The sequence below is a fragment of the Streptomyces sp. NPDC101118 genome (genome assembly GCF_044759445.1).
Lineage (GTDB): Bacteria > Actinomycetota > Actinomycetes > Streptomycetales > Streptomycetaceae > Streptomyces.
The window spans coordinates 90,124-110,159 of the sequence record NZ_JBIVZG010000009.1 but is presented as its reverse complement, the minus strand read 5'-3'; the positions used below and the strand labels follow the sequence as shown (position 1 = coordinate 110,159).

Sequence of the window (20,036 nt, the reverse complement as noted above, 5' to 3'; positions counted from 1 at the left end):
TCCTTGCTCGCTCGGCTACTTGCCCTTCGAGGCCGCGATCTGGCGGCTCATGATCGTGGTCAGCTCGTACGCGGTGTGGGAGGCCGCGACGGAGGTGATCTCGGCGTGATCGTACGCCGGGGCGACCTCGACCACGTCGGCGGAGACGAGGTTGCAGGACGACAGGCCGCGGATGATCTCCAGCAGCTCGCGGGAGGTCATGCCGCCCGCCTCGGGGGTGCCGGTGCCGGGCGCGTGGGCCGGGTCGAGCACGTCGATGTCGATGGAGATGTACAGCGGGCGGTCGCCGATGCGCTGGCGCAGCTGGTCGGCGATCTCGTCGGCGCCGCGGCGGTAGACGTCGGCGGACGTCACGATGCCGAAGCCCATCTTGGCGTCGTCGTCGAGGTCCTGCTTGCCGTAGAGCGGGCCGCGGGTGCCCACGTGGGAGAGGGCCTCGGTGTCGAGGATGCCCTCCTCGACGGCGCGGCGGAACGGCGTGCCGTGGGTGTACTCGGCGCCGAAGTAGGTGTCCCAGGTGTCGAGGTGGGCGTCGAAGTGCAGCAGGGCGACGGGGCCGTGCTTCTTCGCGACGGAGCGCAGGAGGGGCAGCGCGATGGTGTGGTCGCCGCCGAGCGTCATCAGGCGGGAGCCGTTGCCGAGGAGTTCGTCGGCGGCGGCCTCGACCGTCTCGACGGCCTCGTTGATGTTGAAGGGGTTCACGGCGATGTCGCCGGCGTCGGCGACCTGCGCGAGCGCGAACGGGGAGGCGTCCTGGGCCGGGTTGTACGGGCGCAGCAGGCGGGAGGCCTCACGGATGGCGTTGCCGCCGAAGCGGGCGCCGGGGCGGTAGGAGACGCCGGAGTCGAAGGGCACGCCGACGACGGCGACGTCGGCGGAGCCGACCTCGTCCAGCCGGGGCAGGCGGGCGAAGGTCGCGGGGCCCGCGTAGCGCGGGATCCGGGAGGAGTCGACGGGTCCGCGCGGCGTCTGCTCGGTGCTCATGTGGGGGTGCCCTTCTCTGTGCGCCCGGTCGGGGATGCCTCCCGGGTCCACTTCCGAGGGTAGGTGGCCCCGCGAAGGGCGCGAAGTGTACGTTTCCTCCATAGCCTCCTCCAGAAATGTACGGACCCTCCATGCCCTCCACCGACCCGCGACCCCGCCTCCCGGAGCCCGCGACCGGCCACCAGGCCCGGGACGAGGTGGACCCGGGGCCGGGGCCCGGCGGCGAGGGGACGCCGGTGGCCCTGGCGGCGCTGCTCGGGGACCAGGGGCTCGGGCTGCGGCACGCGGCCGGCGGCACGGGGGCCGAGGTGTACGGCGTCCACGCCTCCGAGATGGCCGACCCCTCCCCGTACCTCCTGGGCGGGGAACTGCTGCTCACGGCGGGCCAGGAGCTGGGCCCGGGCCCCGGGGGCTACGCCGGGTACGTCGCCCGGCTGGCCGCGGCGGGCGTGGCGGCGCTCGGCTTCGGCGTGGCGCCGGTGCACGAGGTGGTGCCCGAGGGACTCGTACGGGCCTGCGCCGAGCAGGGGCTGCCGCTGGTGGAGGTGCCGGCCGGCACGCCCTTCACCGCCGTGGCCCGCGCGGTGTGGCGGCTGATGGCCGAGGCCCGGACGCGGGAGCTGCGCCGGGTCACGGAGGCCCAGCAGGCCCTGGCCTCCGCCGCCGCCCGCCCTGACCCCGTCCCGTCGGTGCTCCGCCGCCTCTCCGCGACGCTGGACGGCTGGTCCGCGGTGTACCTCCCGGAACCGCAGCCGGCCGGTACCGGCACACCGGAGCCCCCGGGCGCACCCGGCGCCCGGAGCGGCGCGGGCGTCACGCCCGGGCCCGGCGCCGCCGCTCTCCCGGACGGCTCCGGCACGGGCGGCGCCCCCGCGGCTCCGGGGTTCCGTCCCGGCGGCTCCGGCGGCGGGCGGTACGGCGGGGCCCTGCACACTGCCGGGAGCGCGCCCGGGGACGAGGTGGCGGCGGCGCTTGAGCTGCTGGTCGCACGGGTGGCGTCCGGGGCCGTGGCGACCGCCGGCGAGACCGTCGCCGGTGTGCACCTGGCCGCGTACGCGCTGGGCACCCCGGGTGGTGCGGGGTCCGCGGCGCCGGAGGCTCGTACGGCTCGCGGCGCCGGATCCCCGCGGGCGGTGCTCGGGATCGCCTCCCCGCGGCGGCGGGCCGGGGACCACACCGTCGCCGGGGTCGCGGCCGTACTTCTGACGCTGCTGACCGCGCGGCCCGCGAGCGGCGGGGCCGAGGCCGCGGCCCTCGTCCGGCTGCTGCTCGGCGCGAGTGCCGCGGACGCCCTCGGCCCCGGCGCCCGGACCGTCGTCCACGCGCAGGGCGCCGGCGACCCGGGCGCCCTCGCCCGCGCCCTCGGCACCGCGCTCTACGCGGCCGACGGCCCGTACGTACGCCTGCTCACCGATCAGCCGCCCGCCCCGCAGCCGGGCTGGCGGCTCGGCGTCAGCGCCCCCGCCGCGCCGGACGCGCTGGCCGTCGCGGACGCCCAGGCCGCCCGCGCCCTGGAGCGGGCCGAGAGCGCCCGCACCCCGCTGGCCCGGCACACCGACACCGGCCTGGCCGGCCTGGTCGGCGCCGCCGAGGCCCGCGCCCACGCCGAGGCGCTCCTCGGCCCCCTGGGCCCCGCGCTCCGCGACACGCTGCGCGGCTGGCTGGCCCACCACGGCAGCTGGGACCGCACGGCCGCCGCCCTGGGCGTGCACCGCAACACGGTCCGCCAGCGCGTGGCCCGGGCCGCCGCGCTGCTGGGCCGGGACCTGGACGACGCGGACACCCGGATGGAACTGTGGTTCGCCCTGCGCACGGCGTCAGGGGTCGGCGGTCACCTCGAAGCCGGCGCCGGAGACGTCGGCGGGGTCAGCGGCGTCGCGGGCCCGTAGGCCGGCCAGGATGTTCGCCGAGCTGGTGTGCACGTACGGCGGGAAGCCGAGGGCGATCGCCTTGGGGATCCCGGCCCACGGTCCGGCCGCCTGGAAGCCGTTGGCCATGGGAGGGGCGGGGCGTGCCGGGGACGTGCCAGACGGCCGGGCCGCCGGAGTCGCCCGCCTGCCCGGTGCGGGGCGTGGGACTGTTGAAGTGCTCTCCCCCCGTGAACGGGGAGAGTTTCCCGTCTGCCTTGCGGTGGCGGGCTCGCGGGGACCTTGACCGGGGTGCCGCCCTGGCGGGCGGTCTTGCACGCCGGCATGGTCACGGTGCGCGGACCCGCCACGGCCGGCTCAGATGTCGATCACGCGGTACGCGATCGTGTAGACGCCGCCGGAGCCCTCCAGCGAGCGGTACTGGATCTCCGCACCCGCCTCGCTGCCCGTGGCCAGCGTGGCGCCGAGCTTGTCGTCGCCGCTGGTCGAGTCGTAGTCCCACAGGGTCATCGTGCGGGCCTGCTCCTTGCCGAGGACCAGCGCCGCGTTCCCGTTGCCGTCGGTCAGCGAGCGGACGTAGTTCGTGCCCATGGTCTGGTACTTGGCGGTGCCCGGCCAGACCTTCACCTGGTTGCCGTTGGCGTCGGTGATCTTCAGGTACGCCTCGTCGTGGTCGCCCTCGCTCTGCTGGTGGCAGGTCAGCTGCAGCAGCTCGATCCGCACGTAGTCGATCGGCTCGGCCTGCGCGGTCCCGGCCCCGACGGCCAGGGCCCCGAGGCCCAGCCACGCGGCGGCGGCCACTCGCGCGGCCCCCTTCATCGCGCGGCGGGTCATCGCGGTGCGCTGCGTGCTCGTGTTCATGTCGCACTCCCCCGTTTTCGGTTCCTTCTCACCGGGGCGCTCCCCGGCACGACCCTTACGTTGCCCGCCCGGGCGGCCCCGACTCTACGCGCGTTCCGCTGAGCGGAACGGGCTTCCGGGACGGCCGTACGATCGCGGCATGAAGATCACCTACGAGTGGCGGGGCGAGGTCGACGACGCCGCGCTGAACGCCCTGCACGCCGACGGCTTCGGCCACCCCGTCGACCGGACGGAGTGGCGCGAACGCCTGCTGCGGCACAGCCTCGGCTGGGTCTGCGCCCGGGAGGACGGCGCGCTGGTCGGCTTCGTCAACGTCGCCTGGGACGGCGGCGCCCACGCGTTCGTCCTCGACACGGTGGTGTCCAGCCGCCACCGGTCGCGCGGCACCGGCGCAGCCCTGGTCCGGGCCGCCGCCGACGGAGCCCGCACGGCCGGCTGCGCCTGGCTGCACGTCGACTTCGAACCCCACCTGCGCCCGTTCTACCTCGACGCCTGCGGCTTCGAGGAAACGCCGGCCGGCCTACTGGCCCTGTAGCCACCCGTCCCGGCACCGCCCCCACCCCGCCGAGAGCGAGGCCCGCGAGCCGCGAGGCGGCGAGAAGGAACCACCGGCCGGCCCACTGGCCCTGTAGCCACCCGGCCCGGTCCGCACCAGCGACGGCCCCACCCCGACGAGGCCGGGGCCCGCGAACACCGCCCTTCCCGCCACGAGGCGAGGGGGAGGAAAGACCGGCAGGCGGGCAGGCGGCACGCGGCACGCGGCAGGATCCAGCCTCGGCCCCGCGGGCAGCCGCGGGAGGCGAGGCGGCCCAGCCGCTTCACAGCGAGTGGCCGGCGCGCACGCCGCACCGACACGCCGCGCCGGCGCGCCGGGCCAGGCTGGTGGTCCCGGCCCGGGCCAGTGGGCCCAGGCCAGTGGGTCCAGGCCGGGGCCGGTTGCGCCTCCGGCCCCTCAGAGCCGTGCCACCGGCGGGAGCCGGACCGCGCCCGGGCCTCGGGACAGGGCGCGGGTGATGGCCAGACCCGCTTCGGCCACCGCGTGGGCCAGGGCGTCCAGGGAGCGGCCGGCCCGGACCAGGCCGGCCAGTGCCGCGACGGGGCGGCCGTCGGGCGCCCGTACCGGGACCGCCGCGCAGACCACCTGGTCCATGACGTCCTCCCGGTCCAGCACCGGGCCGGTGCTCCGCGGGCCGCGCAGGGCCTTCCCGGCGGCGGTGTCCAGCAGGAAGCTCACCCCGTCCCGTACGGGCACCAGCGGCTCCAGCTCCCCCGGCACCGAGCTGACGGTCAGCGCCAGGTCGTCCCGCATCACGGCCAGTACCGCGCTCGCCCCCGTCGCGCCGCGCAGCCGGTGCAGCGGCAGCCGCGCGGCGGCCCGCAGGCCCGGGTGCGGCTGCCACCCCTGGCCGAGCCGGAACATCTGCGGCCCCACCCGGTACCGCGCGCCCCGCCGCTCCACCGCGCCGACCGCCACCAGCTGGTCCAGCAGCCGGTGCACGGTGCCCTTGGGCACGCCGCAGGTCAGCGCCAGCTCCGTCACCCCGGCCTCGTCCCCGTGCAGGCGCAGCGCCTCCAGCAGCGCGAACGCCCCCTCCAGCACCCCGCGGCCCGGCGTGGAGGTGCCGGTTCTGCCCGCCGTGTCCGTCCCCATGTCAGTCCCCCCGATCACGTCGTACGGCTCGCCCCCGGGCCCCCCGGCCCGCGGGCACCGCAGCAGGATGCCGGGCACCCCGCCCGGCGGCGAAGGCTTTCGGGCCGTGTCCCGGAAGGCATGCGGATCCGGGGCCTCCCCCGCCGGCCCGCGTGTACCGCACGTCACGTCCCGCCCCGCCGGCCCCTCCCGGCGCGGCTCTGGACAAGGCGGACAACTCGCCGGTAACTTAATCTGAGGATCTGAGCAAGCGCTTAGCCAAGGGCGGCGGACCGCCCCGACGGAGGGAGGCGGCCGTGCGCCGTACGGTGTTCAACGAGGACCACGAGGCATTCCGGGAGACCATCCGGGCCTTCATCGAGGCCGAGGTCGTCCCGGTCTACGACGAGTGGTTCGCGGCCGGCCAGGCGCCGCGCGACTTCTACTACAAGCTCGGCGAGCTCGGCATCTTCGGCATCAACGTCCCCGAGGAGTTCGGCGGCGCGGGCCTGGACACCCACAAGTTCGAGGCCGTCCTGTACGAGGAGACCGCCCGCGCGGGCGTGAACTTCGGCGGCTCCGGCGTGCACGTGCTGCTCGCCCTCCCGTACATCAAGATGCTCGCCTCCGACGAGCAGAAGAAGCGCTACCTCCCGAACTTCGTCTCCGGCGAGGAGATGTGGGCCCTCGCGATGACCGAGCCGGGCACCGGCTCCGACGTCGCGGGCATGAAGACCACCGCCAAGCTCTCCGAGGACGGCACGCACTACGTCCTCAACGGCGCCAAGACCTTCATCACCGGTGGCGTCCACGCCGACCGCGTGATCGTCTGCGCCCGCACCTCCGCCCCGCGCGAGGACGACCGCCGCTTCGGCATCTCCCTCTTCGCCGTGGACACCAAGTCCGAGGGCTACTCGATCGGCCGCAAGCTCGACAAGCTCGGCCTGCGCACCTCCGACACCGCCGAGCTGGCCTTCGTCGACGTCAAGGTCCCGGTCGAGGACCTGCTCGGCGAGGAGGGCAAGGGCTTCTACTACCTCGGCCACAACCTGGCCTCCGAGCGCTGGGGCATCGCCTTCGGCGCCTACGCCCAGGCCCAGGCCGCCATCCGGTTCGCCCAGCAGTACGTGACGGACCGCACCGTCTTCGGCAAGCCGGTCGCCCACTTCCAGAACACCAAGTTCGAGCTGGCCGCCTGCCAGGCCGAGGCGGACGCCGCCCAGGCCGTCGCCGACCGCGCCCTGGAGGCGCTGGACGCCCACGAGCTGACCCCGGCCGAGGCCGCCTCCGCCAAGCTCTTCTGCACCGAGGTCGCACACCGCGTCATCGACCGCTGCCTCCAGCTGCACGGCGGCTACGGCTACATGAACGAGTACCCGATCGCGCGCCTGTACGCCGACAACCGCGTCAACCGCATCTACGGCGGCACCAGCGAGATCATGAAGTCGATCATCGCCAAGTCGATGGGCCTGTAGCCAGCCTTGAACGCGGCACTCAACGAGCTCCTCGATCTGCTCGACCTGGAGCAGATCGAGGAGAACATCTTCCGCGGGACCAGCCGCCAGTCGCTGGTGCCGCGGGTCTTCGGCGGTCAGGTCGCGGCCCAGGCACTGGTCGCGGCCGGCCGTACCGTGCCCGCCGACCGCACCGCCCACTCGCTGCACTCGTACTTCCTGCGCCCCGGCGACCCGGGCGCCCCGATCGTGTACTCCGTGGACCGGATCCGGGACGGGCGCTCCTTCACCACCCGCCGGGTCGTCGCGGTCCAGCACGGGCACCCGATCTTCCACCTCTCCGCGTCCTTCCAGACGTACGAGGAGGGGCTGGACCACCAGGCCCCGATGCCGCCTGCCCCGGACCCCGAGTCGCTGCCCACGGCCTCCGCGGCACTGCCGGCGTACCGGGACGTCTTCCGCGACCCGGGCACGGTGGAGCGTTTACTGGAGGCGCGCGGCGCGGTGGACCTGCGGTACGCGACCACCCCGCCCTGGGGCACCGTCGGAGAACCCCTCGACCCGCACTCCCAGGTGTGGTTCCGCACGGCGGGCAAGCTGGCGGACGACCCGATGCTGCACATCTGCCTGGCCACGTACGTGTCGGACATGACCCTGCTCGACTCGGTGCTGCTCGCGCACGGCCGCGGCGGCTGGGCCGTCGGGGACGTGGTCGGGGCCTCGCTGGACCACGCGATGTGGTTCCACCGGCCGTTCCGGGCGGACGAGTGGCTGCTGTACGACCAGGAGTCGCCCTCGGCCCACGGCGGCCGCGGCCTGGGCCAGGCCCGCATCTACACCCAGGACGGACAGCTGGCCATCACGGTCATCCAGGAGGGCGTCGTCCGCGTCCCGCGCTGACTAGAGGGTGCCGGGCGGGGCGACCCACACAGTGGGCTGCCCGGTCGCCCGGGCCACCGTCTCGAAGTCGGTGTCGTAGTGCAGGACGGTCAGACCGTTCAGCTCCGCGGTTGCGGCTACGAGGAGATCGACCGGCCCGCTACTGCGGTGCTCTCCCCGATCGGTGAGCAGCCTTTGCACCCGTTTGGCACGCCGGAACACTTCGTCGTGCACGGGGACCCGGTTGAAGAGCTCGCCGAGGAGTTCTTCCTTCTCCAACCTGTCGCCGAGGGACCGCGCCGAGAAGAGGATCTCGAGCTCGGTGATGTCGCACAGGGCCACGACACCCTCCGCGAGGTGGTCGCTCCACCCGGTCCTCGCCTGCTTGTTGGTCATGAGGCGAGCGGCTGCGGAGGTGTCGACCAGATGCGTGACTGGGCTCACCTGCGGTAGTTCCTCTTGTCCAGGAGGATGTCGAAGTCGCCCCGCTCACCCATCGCTGACAGTTTCTCCAGCGCTTGAAGTCGGCGGTGGCGCCTGGCCACCTCAAGGAGAGCGGCGTTGACCGTGTCCTTCTTGGTCTTCGTCCCCAGTATCGAGGCAGCCTCACTCAGCGCCGCGTCGTCCACATCCACGTAAAGGTTCGACACTGCATATCCTCCGCGCCTAGGCCACATATGCAGCCTAGGTCCGCCGAAGATCCACAGCAATGCACGCCACCCGGACGGGTGAGCCGCGCACGCGGCGCCGTCACGCCTCCAGCAGCCCCGCCCCGTCCAGGAGGTACGCCACCATCGGGTCGTAGTAGCGCGGGTCGCGGACGTGGTCGTCCAGGGGGACCACGACCTGGAGGGTGCCCTCCGCCTCGCCGAGGAAGAGCGCCGGGTCGTTGCAGTCCGCGTACCCGACGGAGTCGAGCCCGCGCTGTCCGGCGCAGCCCGCCCAGCCGTGGTCCGCGACGACCAGGTCCGGCTGCGGGCGCCCTTCGGCGGCCAGGCCGTCGAGGATGGCGGCCATCGGCTCCGGGGAATGGGTGTGCCACAGGGTGGCCCCGCGCTCCAGGACCGCGACGTCGGCGAACTGCCACACCTGCGCCTCGTCCGCGTGCAGCCCCGACGGGATCACCACGATCTCGCAGCCCGCGGCGCGCAGCGCGGCCGCCGTGGCCCGGTGGACGTCGAGCAGGCCGCCCGGGTGGCCGGTGGCGAGCAGGACGCTCTGCCGGTCGACGGCGGCCTTGCGCAGGCGCGCGGCCAGCCGGTCGAGGGCGTCGACGGTCAGCTCGGGGTCGATGGTGTCCTGCCCGTACCGGTGCCCGGGGTCGTCGACGACGCCGCACCGCTCCGCCATCACGGCCAGTACGTCCTGCTCGTCCGTCCAGCGGTCCCCCAGCTCCAGGCCCAGCCAGTAGTGGCGGTCGCCGTTGGCGAGCTTGCGGTAGTGGCTGAGGTTGTTGTCGCGGGGCGTGGCGACGTCACCGGCGATCCGCGTGCGGACGAGGTGGTCGACGAGTTCGGCTCGGCTGGGTATCGGCATGGGGATCATTCTGCCGCCGCCGGGGCGCCCGCGCGGGCGGAGTTCCGCCAGGCGGACGGGCGCCGCTGCCGGCCGGGGCGGCCGAGCAGCGCGGCGAAGGCCCCCGTGCGCGACCCGCGGCGGCCGGCCGGGTCAGCCGGACAGTGCGGCGAAGGCCCCGTGCGCGAGCCGGCGCAGCAGCGATTCGGTGGCCTCGCGGCCGAGCGGCCCCAGGTGGGGCGTGGAGTTCAGCAGGCCGAAGACCGCGTGGACGGCCACCCGGACCTCGGCCTCGGCGACCTGGGGGTGGAGCTTGCTGACGACCTCGACCCACAGCTCGACGTACTGGCGCTGGAGCTGGCGGACCAGCTTGCGGTCGGTGTCGCGCAGCCGGTCCAGCTCGCGGTCGTGCAGGGTGATCAGCGGCCGGTCGTCGAGCGCGAAGTCGATGTGCCCGTCGATGAGCGAGGCGAGTACGAGGCCCGGGTCCCCGTCCGCCTCGGCCACCCGGTAGCGGCCGCCGGTCAGCAGCCGCTCGCTGATGCCGACCAGCAGCTCGGCGAGCATCGCGTCCTTGCCCGCGAAGTGGCGGTAGAGGCCGGGGCCGGAGATGCCCACGGCGGCCCCTATCTCGTCCACGCCGACGCCGTGGAACCCGCGCTCGGCGAAGAGGCGAGCGGCCTCTTTGAGGATCTGCTCGCGACGGGTCGGGGCGGCGGCTCGGGTGCTCATGGGAATTCATTCTAGACAGGGCTGTTAGCGCTCGTTAACCTTTGGGGAAACGCGTTAACGCTCATTAACCGAGCAAGGGAGCTCGAGGGATGCAGCAGGCACCAGTGCTGGCGAGCGCCGCCGATCCGGCGTCCGAAGCCTGGCGGACCAACGAGGCCGCCCACCAGGAGCTGACGGAGGGCCTGCGGGCCCGGCTCGCGGCCGCCAGGGAAGGCGGCGGCGAGAAGGCCCGCGCCAAGCACACCGCGCGCGGGAAGCTCCTGCCGCGCGACCGGGTGGACACCCTCCTCGACCCCGGTTCGCCCTTCCTGGAGCTGGCCCCGCTGGCCGCCGAGGAGATGTACGGCGGGGCCGCCCCGGCCGCCGGGGTGATCGCCGGCATCGGGCGGGTCAGCGGCCGCGAGTGCGTGATCGTCGCGAACGACGCCACGGTCAAGGGCGGCACGTACTACCCGATGACCGTCAAGAAGCACCTGCGCGCGCAGGAGGTGGCGCTGGAGAACCGGCTGCCCTGCCTCTACCTCGTCGACTCCGGCGGCGCCTTCCTGCCCATGCAGGACGAGGTCTTCCCGGACCGCGAGCACTTCGGCCGGATCTTCTACAACCAGGCCCGCATGTCCGGCGCCGGCATCCCGCAGATCGCGGCCGTGCTCGGCTCCTGCACGGCGGGCGGCGCGTACGTCCCGGCCATGAGCGACGAGGCCGTGATCGTCCGCAACCAGGGCACGATCTTCCTGGGCGGCCCGCCGCTGGTGAAGGCCGCCACCGGCGAGGTGGTCACGGCCGAGGAGCTGGGCGGCGGCGAGGTCCACTCGCGCACCTCGGGCGTCACCGACCACCTGGCCGAGGACGACGCCCACGCGCTGCGGATCGTTCGCAACATCGTGGCCACCCTCCCCGAGCGCGGCCCGCTGCCCTGGCCCGTCGAGGCACCCGAGGAGCCGAAGGTCGACCCGGCCGGGCTGTACGGCGCGGTGCCGGTGGACTCCCGCACCCCGTACGACGCCCGCGAGATCATCGCGCGGATCGTGGACGGCTCCCGCTTCCAGGAGTTCAAGTCCGAGTACGGCCAGACCCTGGTCACCGGCTTCGCCCGGATCCACGGCCACCCGGTCGGCATCGTCGCGAACAACGGCATCCTGTTCTCCGAGTCCGCCCAGAAGGGCGCGCACTTCATCGAGCTGTGCGACCAGCGCGGCATCCCACTGCTGTTCCTCCAGAACATCTCCGGCTTCATGGTCGGCCGCGACTACGAGGCGGGCGGCATCGCCAAGCACGGCGCCAAGATGGTGACGGCCGTGGCCTGCACCCGCGTGCCGAAGCTGACGGTCGTCGTCGGCGGCTCCTACGGCGCGGGCAACTACTCGATGTGCGGCCGCGCGTACTCGCCCCGCTTCCTGTGGATGTGGCCCAACGCCAAGATCTCCGTGATGGGCGGCGAGCAGGCCGCGTCCGTGCTGGCCACGGTCAAGCGCGACCAGCTGGAGGCCCGCGGCGAGTACTGGTCGCAGGACGACGAGGAGACCTTCAAGGACCCCGTCCGCGCCCAGTACGACGAGCAGGGCAACGCCTACTACGCCACCGCCCGCCTGTGGGACGACGGCGTGATCGACCCCATGGAGACCCGGCAGGTGCTGGGACTCGCCCTGACCGCCTGCGCCAACGCCCCGCTGGGTGAGCCCGGCTTCGGCATCTTCCGGATGTGAGGACCGTGACCACGAGCAGCATGTTTTCCACCGTTCTCGTCGCCAACCGCGGCGAGATCGCCGACCGCGTCATCCGCACCCTGCGGGAGCTGGGCGTGCGGTCGGTGACCGTGTTCAGCGACGCCGACGCCGACGCGAAGCACGTGCGCGAGGCCGACACGGCCGTCCGCATCGGCCCGGCCGCGGCCGCCGAGAGCTACCTCTCGGTCCCGAAGCTGATCGACGCGGCCCGGCGCACCGGCGCCCAGGCGGTCCACCCGGGGTACGGCTTCCTCGCGGAGAACGCCGTCTTCGCGGCGGCCTGCGCCGAGGCCGGCCTCGCCTTCATCGGGCCGCCGGCCGAGGCGATCTCCCTGATGGGCGACAAGATCCGGGCCAAGGAGACGGTGAAGGCCGCGGGCGTCCCCGTGGTGCCCGGTTCCTCGGGCAGCGGCCTCACCGACGCCGAACTGACCGCCGCCGCGCTGGAGATCGGCATGCCGGTGCTGCTCAAGCCCTCCGCGGGCGGCGGCGGCAAGGGCATGCGGCTGGTGCGGGACGAGGCGGTGCTGGGCGAGGAGATCGCCGCGGCGCGCCGCGAGGCCCGCTCCTCCTTCGGGGACGACACGCTGCTGGTAGAGCGGTGGATCGACCGCCCCCGGCACATCGAGATCCAGGTGCTGGCCGACGGCCACGGGAACGTGGTGCACCTCGGCGAGCGCGAGTGCTCGCTGCAGCGCCGGCACCAGAAGGTGGTCGAGGAGGCCCCCTCGGTGCTGCTGACCCCGGAGATCCGGGCCGCGATGGGCGAGGCGGCGGTCTCCGCGGCCCGCTCCTGCGGGTACGTCGGCGCGGGCACCGTGGAGTTCATCGTCCCGGGCGGCGACCCCTCCTCGTACTACTTCATGGAGATGAACACCCGCCTCCAGGTCGAGCACCCCGTCACCGAACTGGTCACCGGCCTCGACCTCGTGGAGCAGCAGCTCCGCGTGGCGGCGGGCGGGCGGCTGGACCTCACCCAGGACGAGGTCGTCCTCACCGGCCACGCCATCGAGGCCCGCGTCTGCGCGGAGGACCCCTCCCGCGGCTTCCTCCCGTCGGGCGGCCGGGTGCTCTCGCTGGCCGAGCCCTCGGGCGGCACGGTCCGCACCGACTCCGGCCTGACGGCCGGGGTGGACGTGGGCAGCACGTACGACCCGATGCTCTCCAAGGTGATCGCCTGGGGCCCGGACCGCGCCGCGGCCATCCGCTCGCTGCGGGCCGCACTCGCGGAAACGGTCATCCTGGGCGTCCCGACGAACACCGGCTTCCTGCGCCGCCTGCTGGCCCACCCGTCGGTGGTCTCGGGCGACATGGACACCGGCCTGGTGGAACGCGACCTGTCGGAGCTCCTGCCGGAGGGCGTCCCGCCGGAGGTGTACGCGGCCGCGGCCCTGCTGGACGGCGAGGCCTCCCGGCAGGACGGCACGGGCTGGGTCGACCCGTTCGGCACCGCCAACGGCTGGCGCATGGGCGGCACCCCCGCCTGGACCGTCCGCCACTTCCGCATCCCGGGCCAGGACCCGACGGAAGTGCGCACCCGCCGGTCGGCGACCGGCGGCACCGAGGTCCTCCTGGGTGTGGATCCAGCCCGTCCGGCGCTTGAGGACCGGGGGTCCGGGGGCGGAGCCCCCGGTGAACGGGAGAAGGGCGGGGAGGGGCAGCCCCGCGCAGCGGCCTCCGCCCGCATCGTGCAGCGCGCCCAGGACCACGTCACCCTGGAACTGGACGGCGTCACGCACAGGTTCGCGTACGCCGCCTCCCCGGAGGGGACCTGGCTCGGCCGCGACGGCGACTCCTGGCACCTCATCGCCCACGACCCGGTCGAGGCGAGCCTCAGCGGCCGTGCCCACGCGGGCGCGGACACCCTCGCGGCCCCCATGCCCGGCACGGTCACGGTGGTCAAGGTCGCCGTCGGCGACCAGGTGGCCGCCGGCCAGACCCTGCTGGTCGTCGAGGCCATGAAGATGGAGCACGCCATCTCCGCCCCGCACGCCGGCACCGTCACCGAACTGGACGTCACGCCCGGCACCACGGTCGCCATGGACCAGGTCCTGGCCGTGGTCACCCCCGACGAGACGGAGGAGGAGCGGTGACCGCCACCGGACTGCCCATGGCCGTGCCGGACCCCGGCCTGCCCGCGCGGGTGCGGATCCACGAGGTCGGTGCCCGGGACGGGCTGCAGAACGAGAAGGGCACCGTCCCCACCGAGGTGAAGGCGGAGTTCATCCGCCGGCTCGCCGACGCGGGGCTGACCACCGTCGAGGCCACCAGCTTCGTGCACCCCAAGTGGGTGCCCCAGCTGGCCGACGCCGAGCAGCTGTTCCCGCAGCTCGCGGACCTCGACGGGGTGGCCCTGCCGGTGCTGGTGCCCAACGAGCGCGGCCTGGACCGCGCCCGCGAGCTGGGCGCCACCCGCATCGCGGTCTTCGGCTCGGCCACGGAGACCTTCGCGCAGCGCAACCTCAACCGCACCGTCGCGGACTCCCTGGCCATGTTCGAGCCCGTGGTCAGCCGGGCGAAGGCCGACGGGATGCACGTCCGCGGCTACCTCTCGATGTGCTTCGGCGACCCCTGGGAGGGCGCCGTGCCCGTCCCTCAGGTCGTCCGCGTCGCCAAGGCCCTGCTGGACCTGGGCTGCGACGAGCTGAGCCTGGGCGACACCATCGGCGTCGCCACCCCCGGCCACGTACGCGCCCTCCTCGGGGAGCTCAACGCGGCCGGCGTCGGCACCGAGCGCATCGGTGTGCACTTCCACGACACCTACGGCCAGGCCCTGTCGAACACCCTCGCCGCCCTCCAGCACGGCGTCACCACGGTCGACTCCTCCGCGGGCGGCCTGGGCGGCTGCCCGTACGCGAAGAGCGCGACCGGGAACCTCGCCACCGAGGACCTGGTGTGGATGCTCGACGGCCTCGGCGTCGAGACCGGTGTCGACCTCGCCAAGCTCACCGCCACGAGCGTGTGGATGGCAGACCGGCTGGGCCGGCCCAGCCCCTCCCGTACCGTCCGCGCCCTCTCCCACAAGGAGTGACCCAAGCCATGTCCCTCGACCACCGGCTCACCCCCGAGCACGAGGAACTCCGCCGCACGGTGGAGGAGTTCGCCCACGACGTCGTCGCCCCCAAGATCGGCGACTTCTACGAGCGCCACGAGTTCCCGTACGAGATCGTCCGCGAGATGGGGCGCATGGGCCTGTTCGGCCTGCCCTTCCCGGAGGAGTACGGCGGCATGGGCGGCGACTACCTCGCGCTCGGCATCGCCCTGGAGGAGCTCGCCCGGGTCGACTCGTCGGTCGCCATCACGCTGGAGGCCGGCGTCTCGCTCGGCGCCATGCCGCTGTACCTCTTCGGCACTGACGAGCAGAAGCGCGAGTGGCTGCCGAAGCTGTGCTCCGGCGAGGTGCTGGGCGCGTTCGGCCTGACCGAGCCGGGCGCGGGCAGCGACGCGGGCGGCACCCGCACCACGGCCGTCCGGGACGGCGACGAGTGGGTCATCAACGGCTCGAAGTGCTTCATCACCAACTCCGGCACGGACATCACGGGCCTGGTCACGGTCACCGCGGTGACCGGCCGGAAGCCCGACGGCCGCCCGCTGATCTCCTCGATCATCGTCCCGTCCGGCACCCCGGGCTTCACCGTCGCGGCCCCCTACTCGAAGGTCGGCTGGAACGCCTCGGACACCCGTGAGCTGTCCTTCGACGACGTCCGGGTGCCGGTGGCCAACCTGGTGGGCGAGGAGGGCCGCGGCTACGCCCAGTTCCTGCGCATCCTCGACGAGGGCCGGATCGCCATCGCGGCGCTGGCCACCGGTCTGGCGCAGGGCTGTGTGGACGAGTCGGTGAAGTACGCCAAGGAGCGGCACGCCTTCGGCAAGCCGATCGGCGACAACCAGGCCATCCAGTTCAAGCTGGCCGACATGGAGATGCGCGCCCACATGGCCCGCATCGGCTGGCGTGACGCGGCCTCCCGGCTGGTGGCCGGCGAGCCGTTCAAGAAGGAGGCGGCCATCGCGAAGCTGTACTCCTCCACGGTCGCCGTCGACAACGCCCGGGACGCCACGCAGATCCACGGCGGCTACGGCTTCATGAACGAGTACCCGGTGGCCCGCATGTGGCGCGACTCGAAGATCCTGGAGATCGGCGAGGGCACCAGCGAGGTGCAGCGCATGCTGATCGCCCGGGAGCTGGGCTTCACCGCCTGATCCCACCCGCACTCCGGAACGGCCCGTGTCCCCCACACGGGCCGTTTCTGCATATCAATGGGCAAATATCGCCATTTCGCGACCACAGTGTGTCGCGCGATTTGAGGGTTTTTGACTTGCTACGTTCCTCGGCGCGCACCGGCCTCACATCCGAGGAGAAACCGTAGTGATCAGATCCGTGCTGCCGCCCCGGTCCCGCAGGAACCGGCTCAGGACCGCGGTAGTCGCCGCCTCGCTCTTCACCTCCTTCGCCGTCCCCGCGACGGTGGCCGCCAACGCGGCCGCGCTCCAGACCTGCACGACGGCGACCGTGCTGTCGGGCAGCCACTTCGAGATCGACACGAACGCCAACCTCATCGTCAACGGTGGCGTGAACTGCATCGACTGGCTGACCGGCGGCACCGGCACCGCGTTCCGGTCCGGCGCCATCGTGAAGAACGACCGCCCCAGCGGGCGCACCGACAACTCGTTCGGCCAGGGTTCGAAGGAGGACGACCCGAACCCGACGATCGTCTTCGGCTCGATCCCGCCCAACAAGAGCGACCTGCTGAACTTCGGCGTGTTCACCGAGGCGGACACGACCCCGAAGTTCCTGGAGCTGTTCTGGCGCCGGATCAACAGCCCGTCGGGCACCACGAACATGGACTTCGAGCTCAACCAGAAGTTCTGCAACCCGGCTGCGGTCCCGCCCAACCCCACGAACTGCGCCAACAACGGTCCCAGCGAGACCGCGACGCCGGTCCGCACCGCGGGTGACAAGCTGATCACGTACGACCTCTCCCAGGGCGGCACGGTCCCGACCATCTCCATCCGCACCTGGAGCGGTACCGCCTGGGGCGGCCCGACGGTCATCACCGGCGGTGCGAACCCCCTCGCGGTGGGCTCCGTCAACAGCAGCACGATCCCCGCGAACCAGGCCGGCTCCCTCGGCCAGCTGGACCCCTTCACCTTCGGTGAGGCGGCCATCTCGTTCGACGCGATCTTCCCGCCCGGCACCTCGTGCCGGACCTTCGGTTCGGCGTACGTGAAGAGCCGCTCCTCGGACTCCTTCAACTCCGAGCTGAAGGACTTCATCGACCCGACCCCGGTCCAGATCACGAACTGCGCCTCCCTGATCACCACCGCGTCGGGCCCCGTGACGGTCGGCAGCGCCATCAGCGACACCGCCGTCCTGGGCGGCGTCAGCGCCAATGCGGGCGGCACCCTCACCTTCCGCGCCTACAGCGACGCCCAGTGCACGAACCAGGTCTTCACCGGCGGCTCCGTGGAGACGGTGAACGGCCCCGGCACGTACCACTCGCCGGAGTTCACCCCCACCGCCGTGGGCTCGTACTACTGGACCGCCTCGTACAGCGGCGACGCCAACAACTCCCCGGCAGCCACCTCCTGCGGTGACGCCAACGAGACCAGCGTGGTCGACAAGGCCCGGCCGACGATCACGACCGTGCTGTCCGACGAGACGATCACCATCGGTGGCTCGGTGACCGACTCCGCCACCCTGAACGGCGCCAGCGCCAACGCGGGCGGCACCGTCACCTACACCGTCTACACGGACATGGCGTGCACGCAGGGCGCCCGTGACGCCGGCACCAAGACCGTCACCAACGGCGTCGTCCCGGACTCGAACTCGCTGCAGTTCAACACCGTGGGCACCTTCTACTGGCAGGCCGTCTACAGCGGTGACGCCAACAACGAGGCCGCGATGAGCCTGTGCGCCTCCGAGCAGCTCGTCGTGGGCCGCGCCGGTGCGACCGTCGCCACCGCGCAGGAGTTCTTCCCGCAGGACTCGGTCACCGTCAGCGCCTCCGCGGGCGGCACGCCGACCGGCACGGTCACCTTCCGCCTCTTCGGCCCCGGCGACCTCACCTGCTCCGCGCCGGTCCCGGCGTACGAGGAGGAGAACGTGCCGCTGGTGAACGGTCAGGCGGCGACGAACAACACCACGTTCAGCATCGACACCGCCAACGACGGCGACTACGCCTGGCGCGTCATCTACTCCGGTGACGCCAACCACGAGCCGGCCGCCAGCCCGTGCGCTACGGAGCACTCGACGCTCAACGTGATCGACCACCCGTGACGCCGGTCGGATCCTGACCCTCAAGAGCTGAACCGCGAGAGGGCCCTCCACCCCAAGTGGAGGGCCCTCTCCGCGTTTCGCGGAAAAAGTAAGGCCCCCCTTACCCAGAACGGCTGAGGTTAGGCTAACCTACGTCCCGAACCGGCCATCAGGTCGCAAGGACACGTACGAAAGCGGACACCGACATGCCCCAGTCCCGAGCTGCTCACCTCTCCCGTCGCGGCATCCTCGCCGCGGGCGGCGTCCTCGGCCTCGGTGCCGTGCTGGCCGCGTGCGGGGACGGCGACAAAAAGGACAAGGGCAACGGCGGCACCACGTCCGACAAGGGCCCCTGGTCCTTCAAGGACGACCGCGGCACCAACGTGACCTCGAAGGCCACCCCGAAGAACATCGTCGCCTTCACCGGCACCGCCGCCGCGCTCCACGACTTCGGCATCCAGGTCAAGGGCGTCTTCGGCCCGACCAAGACCGCCGACGGCAAGCCCGACGTGCAGGCCGGCACCATGGACATCTCCAAGGTCGAGATCCTGGGCAACGTCTGGGGCGAGTTCAATGTCGAGAAGTACGCGGCCCTGAAGCCCGAGCTGCTCGTCACCAACATGTGGATCAAGGACCAGCTCTGGTACGTGCCGGACGAGTCCAAGGACAAGATCCTCAAGCTGGCCCCGAGCGTCGCCCTGTGGGCCGCGGACACCACCATCCCGAAGGTCATCGACCGCCACGCGCAGCTCGCCGCCAGCCTGGGCGCCGACCTGAAGGCCAAGAACGTCACCGACGCCAAGGCCCGCTTCGAGAAGGCCGCCGAGCGCCTGCGCTCCGCCGCCAAGGCCAACCCCGGCCTGAAGATCCTCATCGGTTCCGGCAGTGCCGACCTGTTCTACGTCTCGGCCGCCGGCCCGAACGCCGACACCCGCTACTTCCAGGAGCTGGGCCTGACCTTCATCGAGCCGAAGGTCAACAAGGAGGGCTTCTTCGAGGAGCTGTCCTGGGAGAACGCCGGCAAGTACAAGGCCGACATCATCATCCTGGACAACCGCACGGGCACCCTCCAGCCGAACGACCTGAAGGCCAAGCCCACCTGGGCCCAGCTGCCCGCCGTCAAGGCCGGTCAGGTCTTCCCGCGCGTGACCGAGCCGATCTTCTCGTACGACAAGTGCGCCCCGATCCTCGAGGACCTGGCCGCCGCGATCGAGAAGTCCAAGAAGGTCGGCTGACCCGAGCTCTGAGGGGGACCCACCGCCATGACCGACTTCGGCTTCTTCGAGTTCGAGGTGCTGCGCACGCGCAGGCTCGGCCACTCGTTCCTGCGCGTCACGTTCGGCGGTGAGTCCCTCCGGGACTTCCGCTCCGGAGGCTTCGACCAGAGCCTCTCGCTCTTCCTCCCGCAGCCGCACCGGGAGCACACCGAACTCCCCTCCACCGCCGGGGACACGTGGTTCGGCGACTGGCGCGGGATGCCGGAGGAGGAGCGGCCGGTGATGCGCTCGTACACGGTGCGGGAGCAACGCCGCACCCCCGGGGGCGCGGACGAGGTCGACATCGACTTCGTCCTCCACGGGGACTCCTCCCCCGCCTCCAACTGGGCGGGCCGCGCCGTGCCGGGCAGCCGGATCATGGCGATCGGGCCGCGGGTCGCGGAGAACAAGTCGGTGCGCTTCCAGCGCCCGGCGGACGCGGACCTGGTGCTCATGTACGCCGACGAGACCGCCCTCCCGGCGGCCGCGGCCATCCTGGACCGGCTCCCCGCGGACGTCCGCGTGCGCGCCTGGTTCGAGGTCCCGCACGAGGACGACCGGATCGCGCTGTCCGCCCCCGCGGACACCGAGATCGCCTGGGTCGTGCGGGAGGAGCAGGGCGCCGGGCGCGCGGAGCACGTCCTGGCCGCGGCACGGAAGGCCGACCTCCCCGAGGGCACCCCGTACGTCTGGCTCGCCGGCGAGGCGGGCACCGTGAGGTCGGTCCGGCGCCACTTCGTGCAGGAACGTTCCGTCGACCGCAAGTCGGTGCGCTTCACGGGTTACTGGCGCCTCGGCGCCAGCGAGGAGCAGCTGCTGGCGGAGGCCTACGCGGGCCAGGCGCCCAGCGAGGATCCCGAGTCCGCGCTGTAGT

The 20,036-nt window shown here is 72.8% G+C and carries 18 protein-coding genes; 11 read left to right on the top strand and 7 right to left on the bottom strand.

Annotated features, from left to right (window positions below):
- Window positions 1–15: 15 nt before the first annotated feature.
- Window positions 16–984, bottom strand: coding sequence for an agmatinase (speB, locus tag ACIQUQ_RS17225; protein WP_403667712.1), 969 nt, complete (start codon window positions 982–984; stop codon window positions 16–18).
- Between the two features lie 131 nt (window positions 985–1,115).
- Here speB and ACIQUQ_RS17220 point away from each other — a divergent pair, with 131 nt between their 5' ends.
- Window positions 1,116–2,873: a helix-turn-helix domain-containing protein gene (locus ACIQUQ_RS17220; protein WP_403976454.1), complete on the top strand. Its 1,758-nt coding sequence runs from the start codon at window positions 1,116–1,118 to the stop codon at window positions 2,871–2,873.
- 336 nt (window positions 2,874–3,209) lie between these two features.
- Here ACIQUQ_RS17220 and ACIQUQ_RS17215 read toward each other — a convergent pair whose 3' ends face one another.
- Window positions 3,210–3,713: a hypothetical protein gene (locus ACIQUQ_RS17215; protein ID WP_399950289.1), complete on the bottom strand. Its 504-nt coding sequence runs from the start codon at window positions 3,711–3,713 to the stop codon at window positions 3,210–3,212.
- Between the two features lie 139 nt (window positions 3,714–3,852).
- On the opposite strand from ACIQUQ_RS17215, the gene ACIQUQ_RS17210 reads away from it, so the two are divergent.
- A complete protein-coding gene (locus ACIQUQ_RS17210; RefSeq protein WP_403976452.1) occupies window positions 3,853–4,248 on the top strand; it encodes a GNAT family N-acetyltransferase in 396 nt (131 codons plus the stop codon).
- A gap of 417 nt (window positions 4,249–4,665) precedes the next feature.
- Here ACIQUQ_RS17210 and ACIQUQ_RS17205 read toward each other — a convergent pair whose 3' ends face one another.
- Window positions 4,666–5,364: an IclR family transcriptional regulator gene (locus ACIQUQ_RS17205; RefSeq protein ID WP_403976450.1), complete on the bottom strand. Its 699-nt coding sequence runs from the start codon at window positions 5,362–5,364 to the stop codon at window positions 4,666–4,668.
- Window positions 5,365–5,660: 296 nt separating this feature from the next.
- Between ACIQUQ_RS17205 and ACIQUQ_RS17200 the strand changes: the two genes are divergently transcribed.
- Together ACIQUQ_RS17200 and ACIQUQ_RS17195 are read left to right on the top strand one after the other, a co-directional pair.
- Window positions 5,661–6,818, top strand: a complete 1,158-nt coding sequence (locus tag ACIQUQ_RS17200) for an acyl-CoA dehydrogenase family protein (RefSeq protein ID WP_399950280.1) — start codon at window positions 5,661–5,663, stop codon at window positions 6,816–6,818.
- Between the two features lie 6 nt (window positions 6,819–6,824).
- Complete coding sequence (locus ACIQUQ_RS17195; protein ID WP_403976448.1) at window positions 6,825–7,697, top strand: acyl-CoA thioesterase; 873 nt, start codon at window positions 6,825–6,827, stop codon at window positions 7,695–7,697.
- Here the strand turns inward: ACIQUQ_RS17195 and ACIQUQ_RS17190 are convergent, their stop codons facing one another.
- From ACIQUQ_RS17190 to ACIQUQ_RS17175, 4 genes are all read right to left on the bottom strand, one after another.
- The gene (locus tag ACIQUQ_RS17190) at window positions 7,698–8,120 is read right to left on the bottom strand and encodes a PIN domain nuclease (protein ID WP_403976446.1); all 423 of its coding nucleotides are present in this window, start codon (window positions 8,118–8,120) and stop codon (window positions 7,698–7,700) included.
- On the bottom strand, window positions 8,117–8,326 hold the full coding sequence (locus ACIQUQ_RS17185) for a type II toxin-antitoxin system VapB family antitoxin (protein WP_403976444.1): 210 nt from the start codon (window positions 8,324–8,326) through the stop codon (window positions 8,117–8,119). The genes ACIQUQ_RS17190 and ACIQUQ_RS17185 overlap by 4 nt, the downstream gene beginning before the upstream one ends.
- A gap of 100 nt (window positions 8,327–8,426) precedes the next feature.
- A complete protein-coding gene (locus ACIQUQ_RS17180) occupies window positions 8,427–9,212 on the bottom strand; it encodes a phosphatase (RefSeq protein WP_403976442.1) in 786 nt (261 codons plus the stop codon).
- Between the two features lie 132 nt (window positions 9,213–9,344).
- Window positions 9,345–9,923 (bottom strand): TetR/AcrR family transcriptional regulator, encoded by a 579-nt coding sequence (locus ACIQUQ_RS17175; RefSeq protein ID WP_399950270.1) that lies wholly within the window; start codon window positions 9,921–9,923, stop codon window positions 9,345–9,347.
- Window positions 9,924–10,012: 89 nt separating this feature from the next.
- On the opposite strand from ACIQUQ_RS17175, the gene ACIQUQ_RS17170 reads away from it, so the two are divergent.
- The 7 genes from ACIQUQ_RS17170 (at window position 10,013) to ACIQUQ_RS17140 (ending at window position 20,035) form a co-directional block, all read left to right on the top strand.
- The gene (locus ACIQUQ_RS17170; protein WP_403976440.1) at window positions 10,013–11,629 is read left to right on the top strand and encodes a carboxyl transferase domain-containing protein; all 1,617 of its coding nucleotides are present in this window, start codon (window positions 10,013–10,015) and stop codon (window positions 11,627–11,629) included.
- 20 nt (window positions 11,630–11,649) lie between these two features.
- Window positions 11,650–13,743, top strand: a complete 2,094-nt coding sequence (locus tag ACIQUQ_RS17165) for a biotin carboxylase N-terminal domain-containing protein (protein WP_403976438.1) — start codon at window positions 11,650–11,652, stop codon at window positions 13,741–13,743.
- Window positions 13,744–13,760: 17 nt separating this feature from the next.
- Window positions 13,761–14,681 (top strand): hydroxymethylglutaryl-CoA lyase, encoded by a 921-nt coding sequence (locus ACIQUQ_RS17160; protein ID WP_403976643.1) that lies wholly within the window; start codon window positions 13,761–13,763, stop codon window positions 14,679–14,681.
- 8 nt (window positions 14,682–14,689) lie between these two features.
- On the top strand, window positions 14,690–15,850 hold the full coding sequence (locus ACIQUQ_RS17155; RefSeq protein WP_403976436.1) for an acyl-CoA dehydrogenase family protein: 1,161 nt from the start codon (window positions 14,690–14,692) through the stop codon (window positions 15,848–15,850).
- Between the two features lie 166 nt (window positions 15,851–16,016).
- Entirely contained in the window at window positions 16,017–17,927 is a 1,911-nt protein-coding gene (locus ACIQUQ_RS17150; protein WP_403976434.1) for a hypothetical protein, read from the top strand.
- A 185-nt stretch (window positions 17,928–18,112) separates the two neighbouring features.
- Window positions 18,113–19,141, top strand: a complete 1,029-nt coding sequence (locus ACIQUQ_RS17145; protein ID WP_403976432.1) for an ABC transporter substrate-binding protein — start codon at window positions 18,113–18,115, stop codon at window positions 19,139–19,141.
- Between the two features lie 27 nt (window positions 19,142–19,168).
- A complete protein-coding gene (locus tag ACIQUQ_RS17140; protein ID WP_403976430.1) occupies window positions 19,169–20,035 on the top strand; it encodes a siderophore-interacting protein in 867 nt (288 codons plus the stop codon).
- Window position 20,036: the final 1 nt, after the last annotated feature.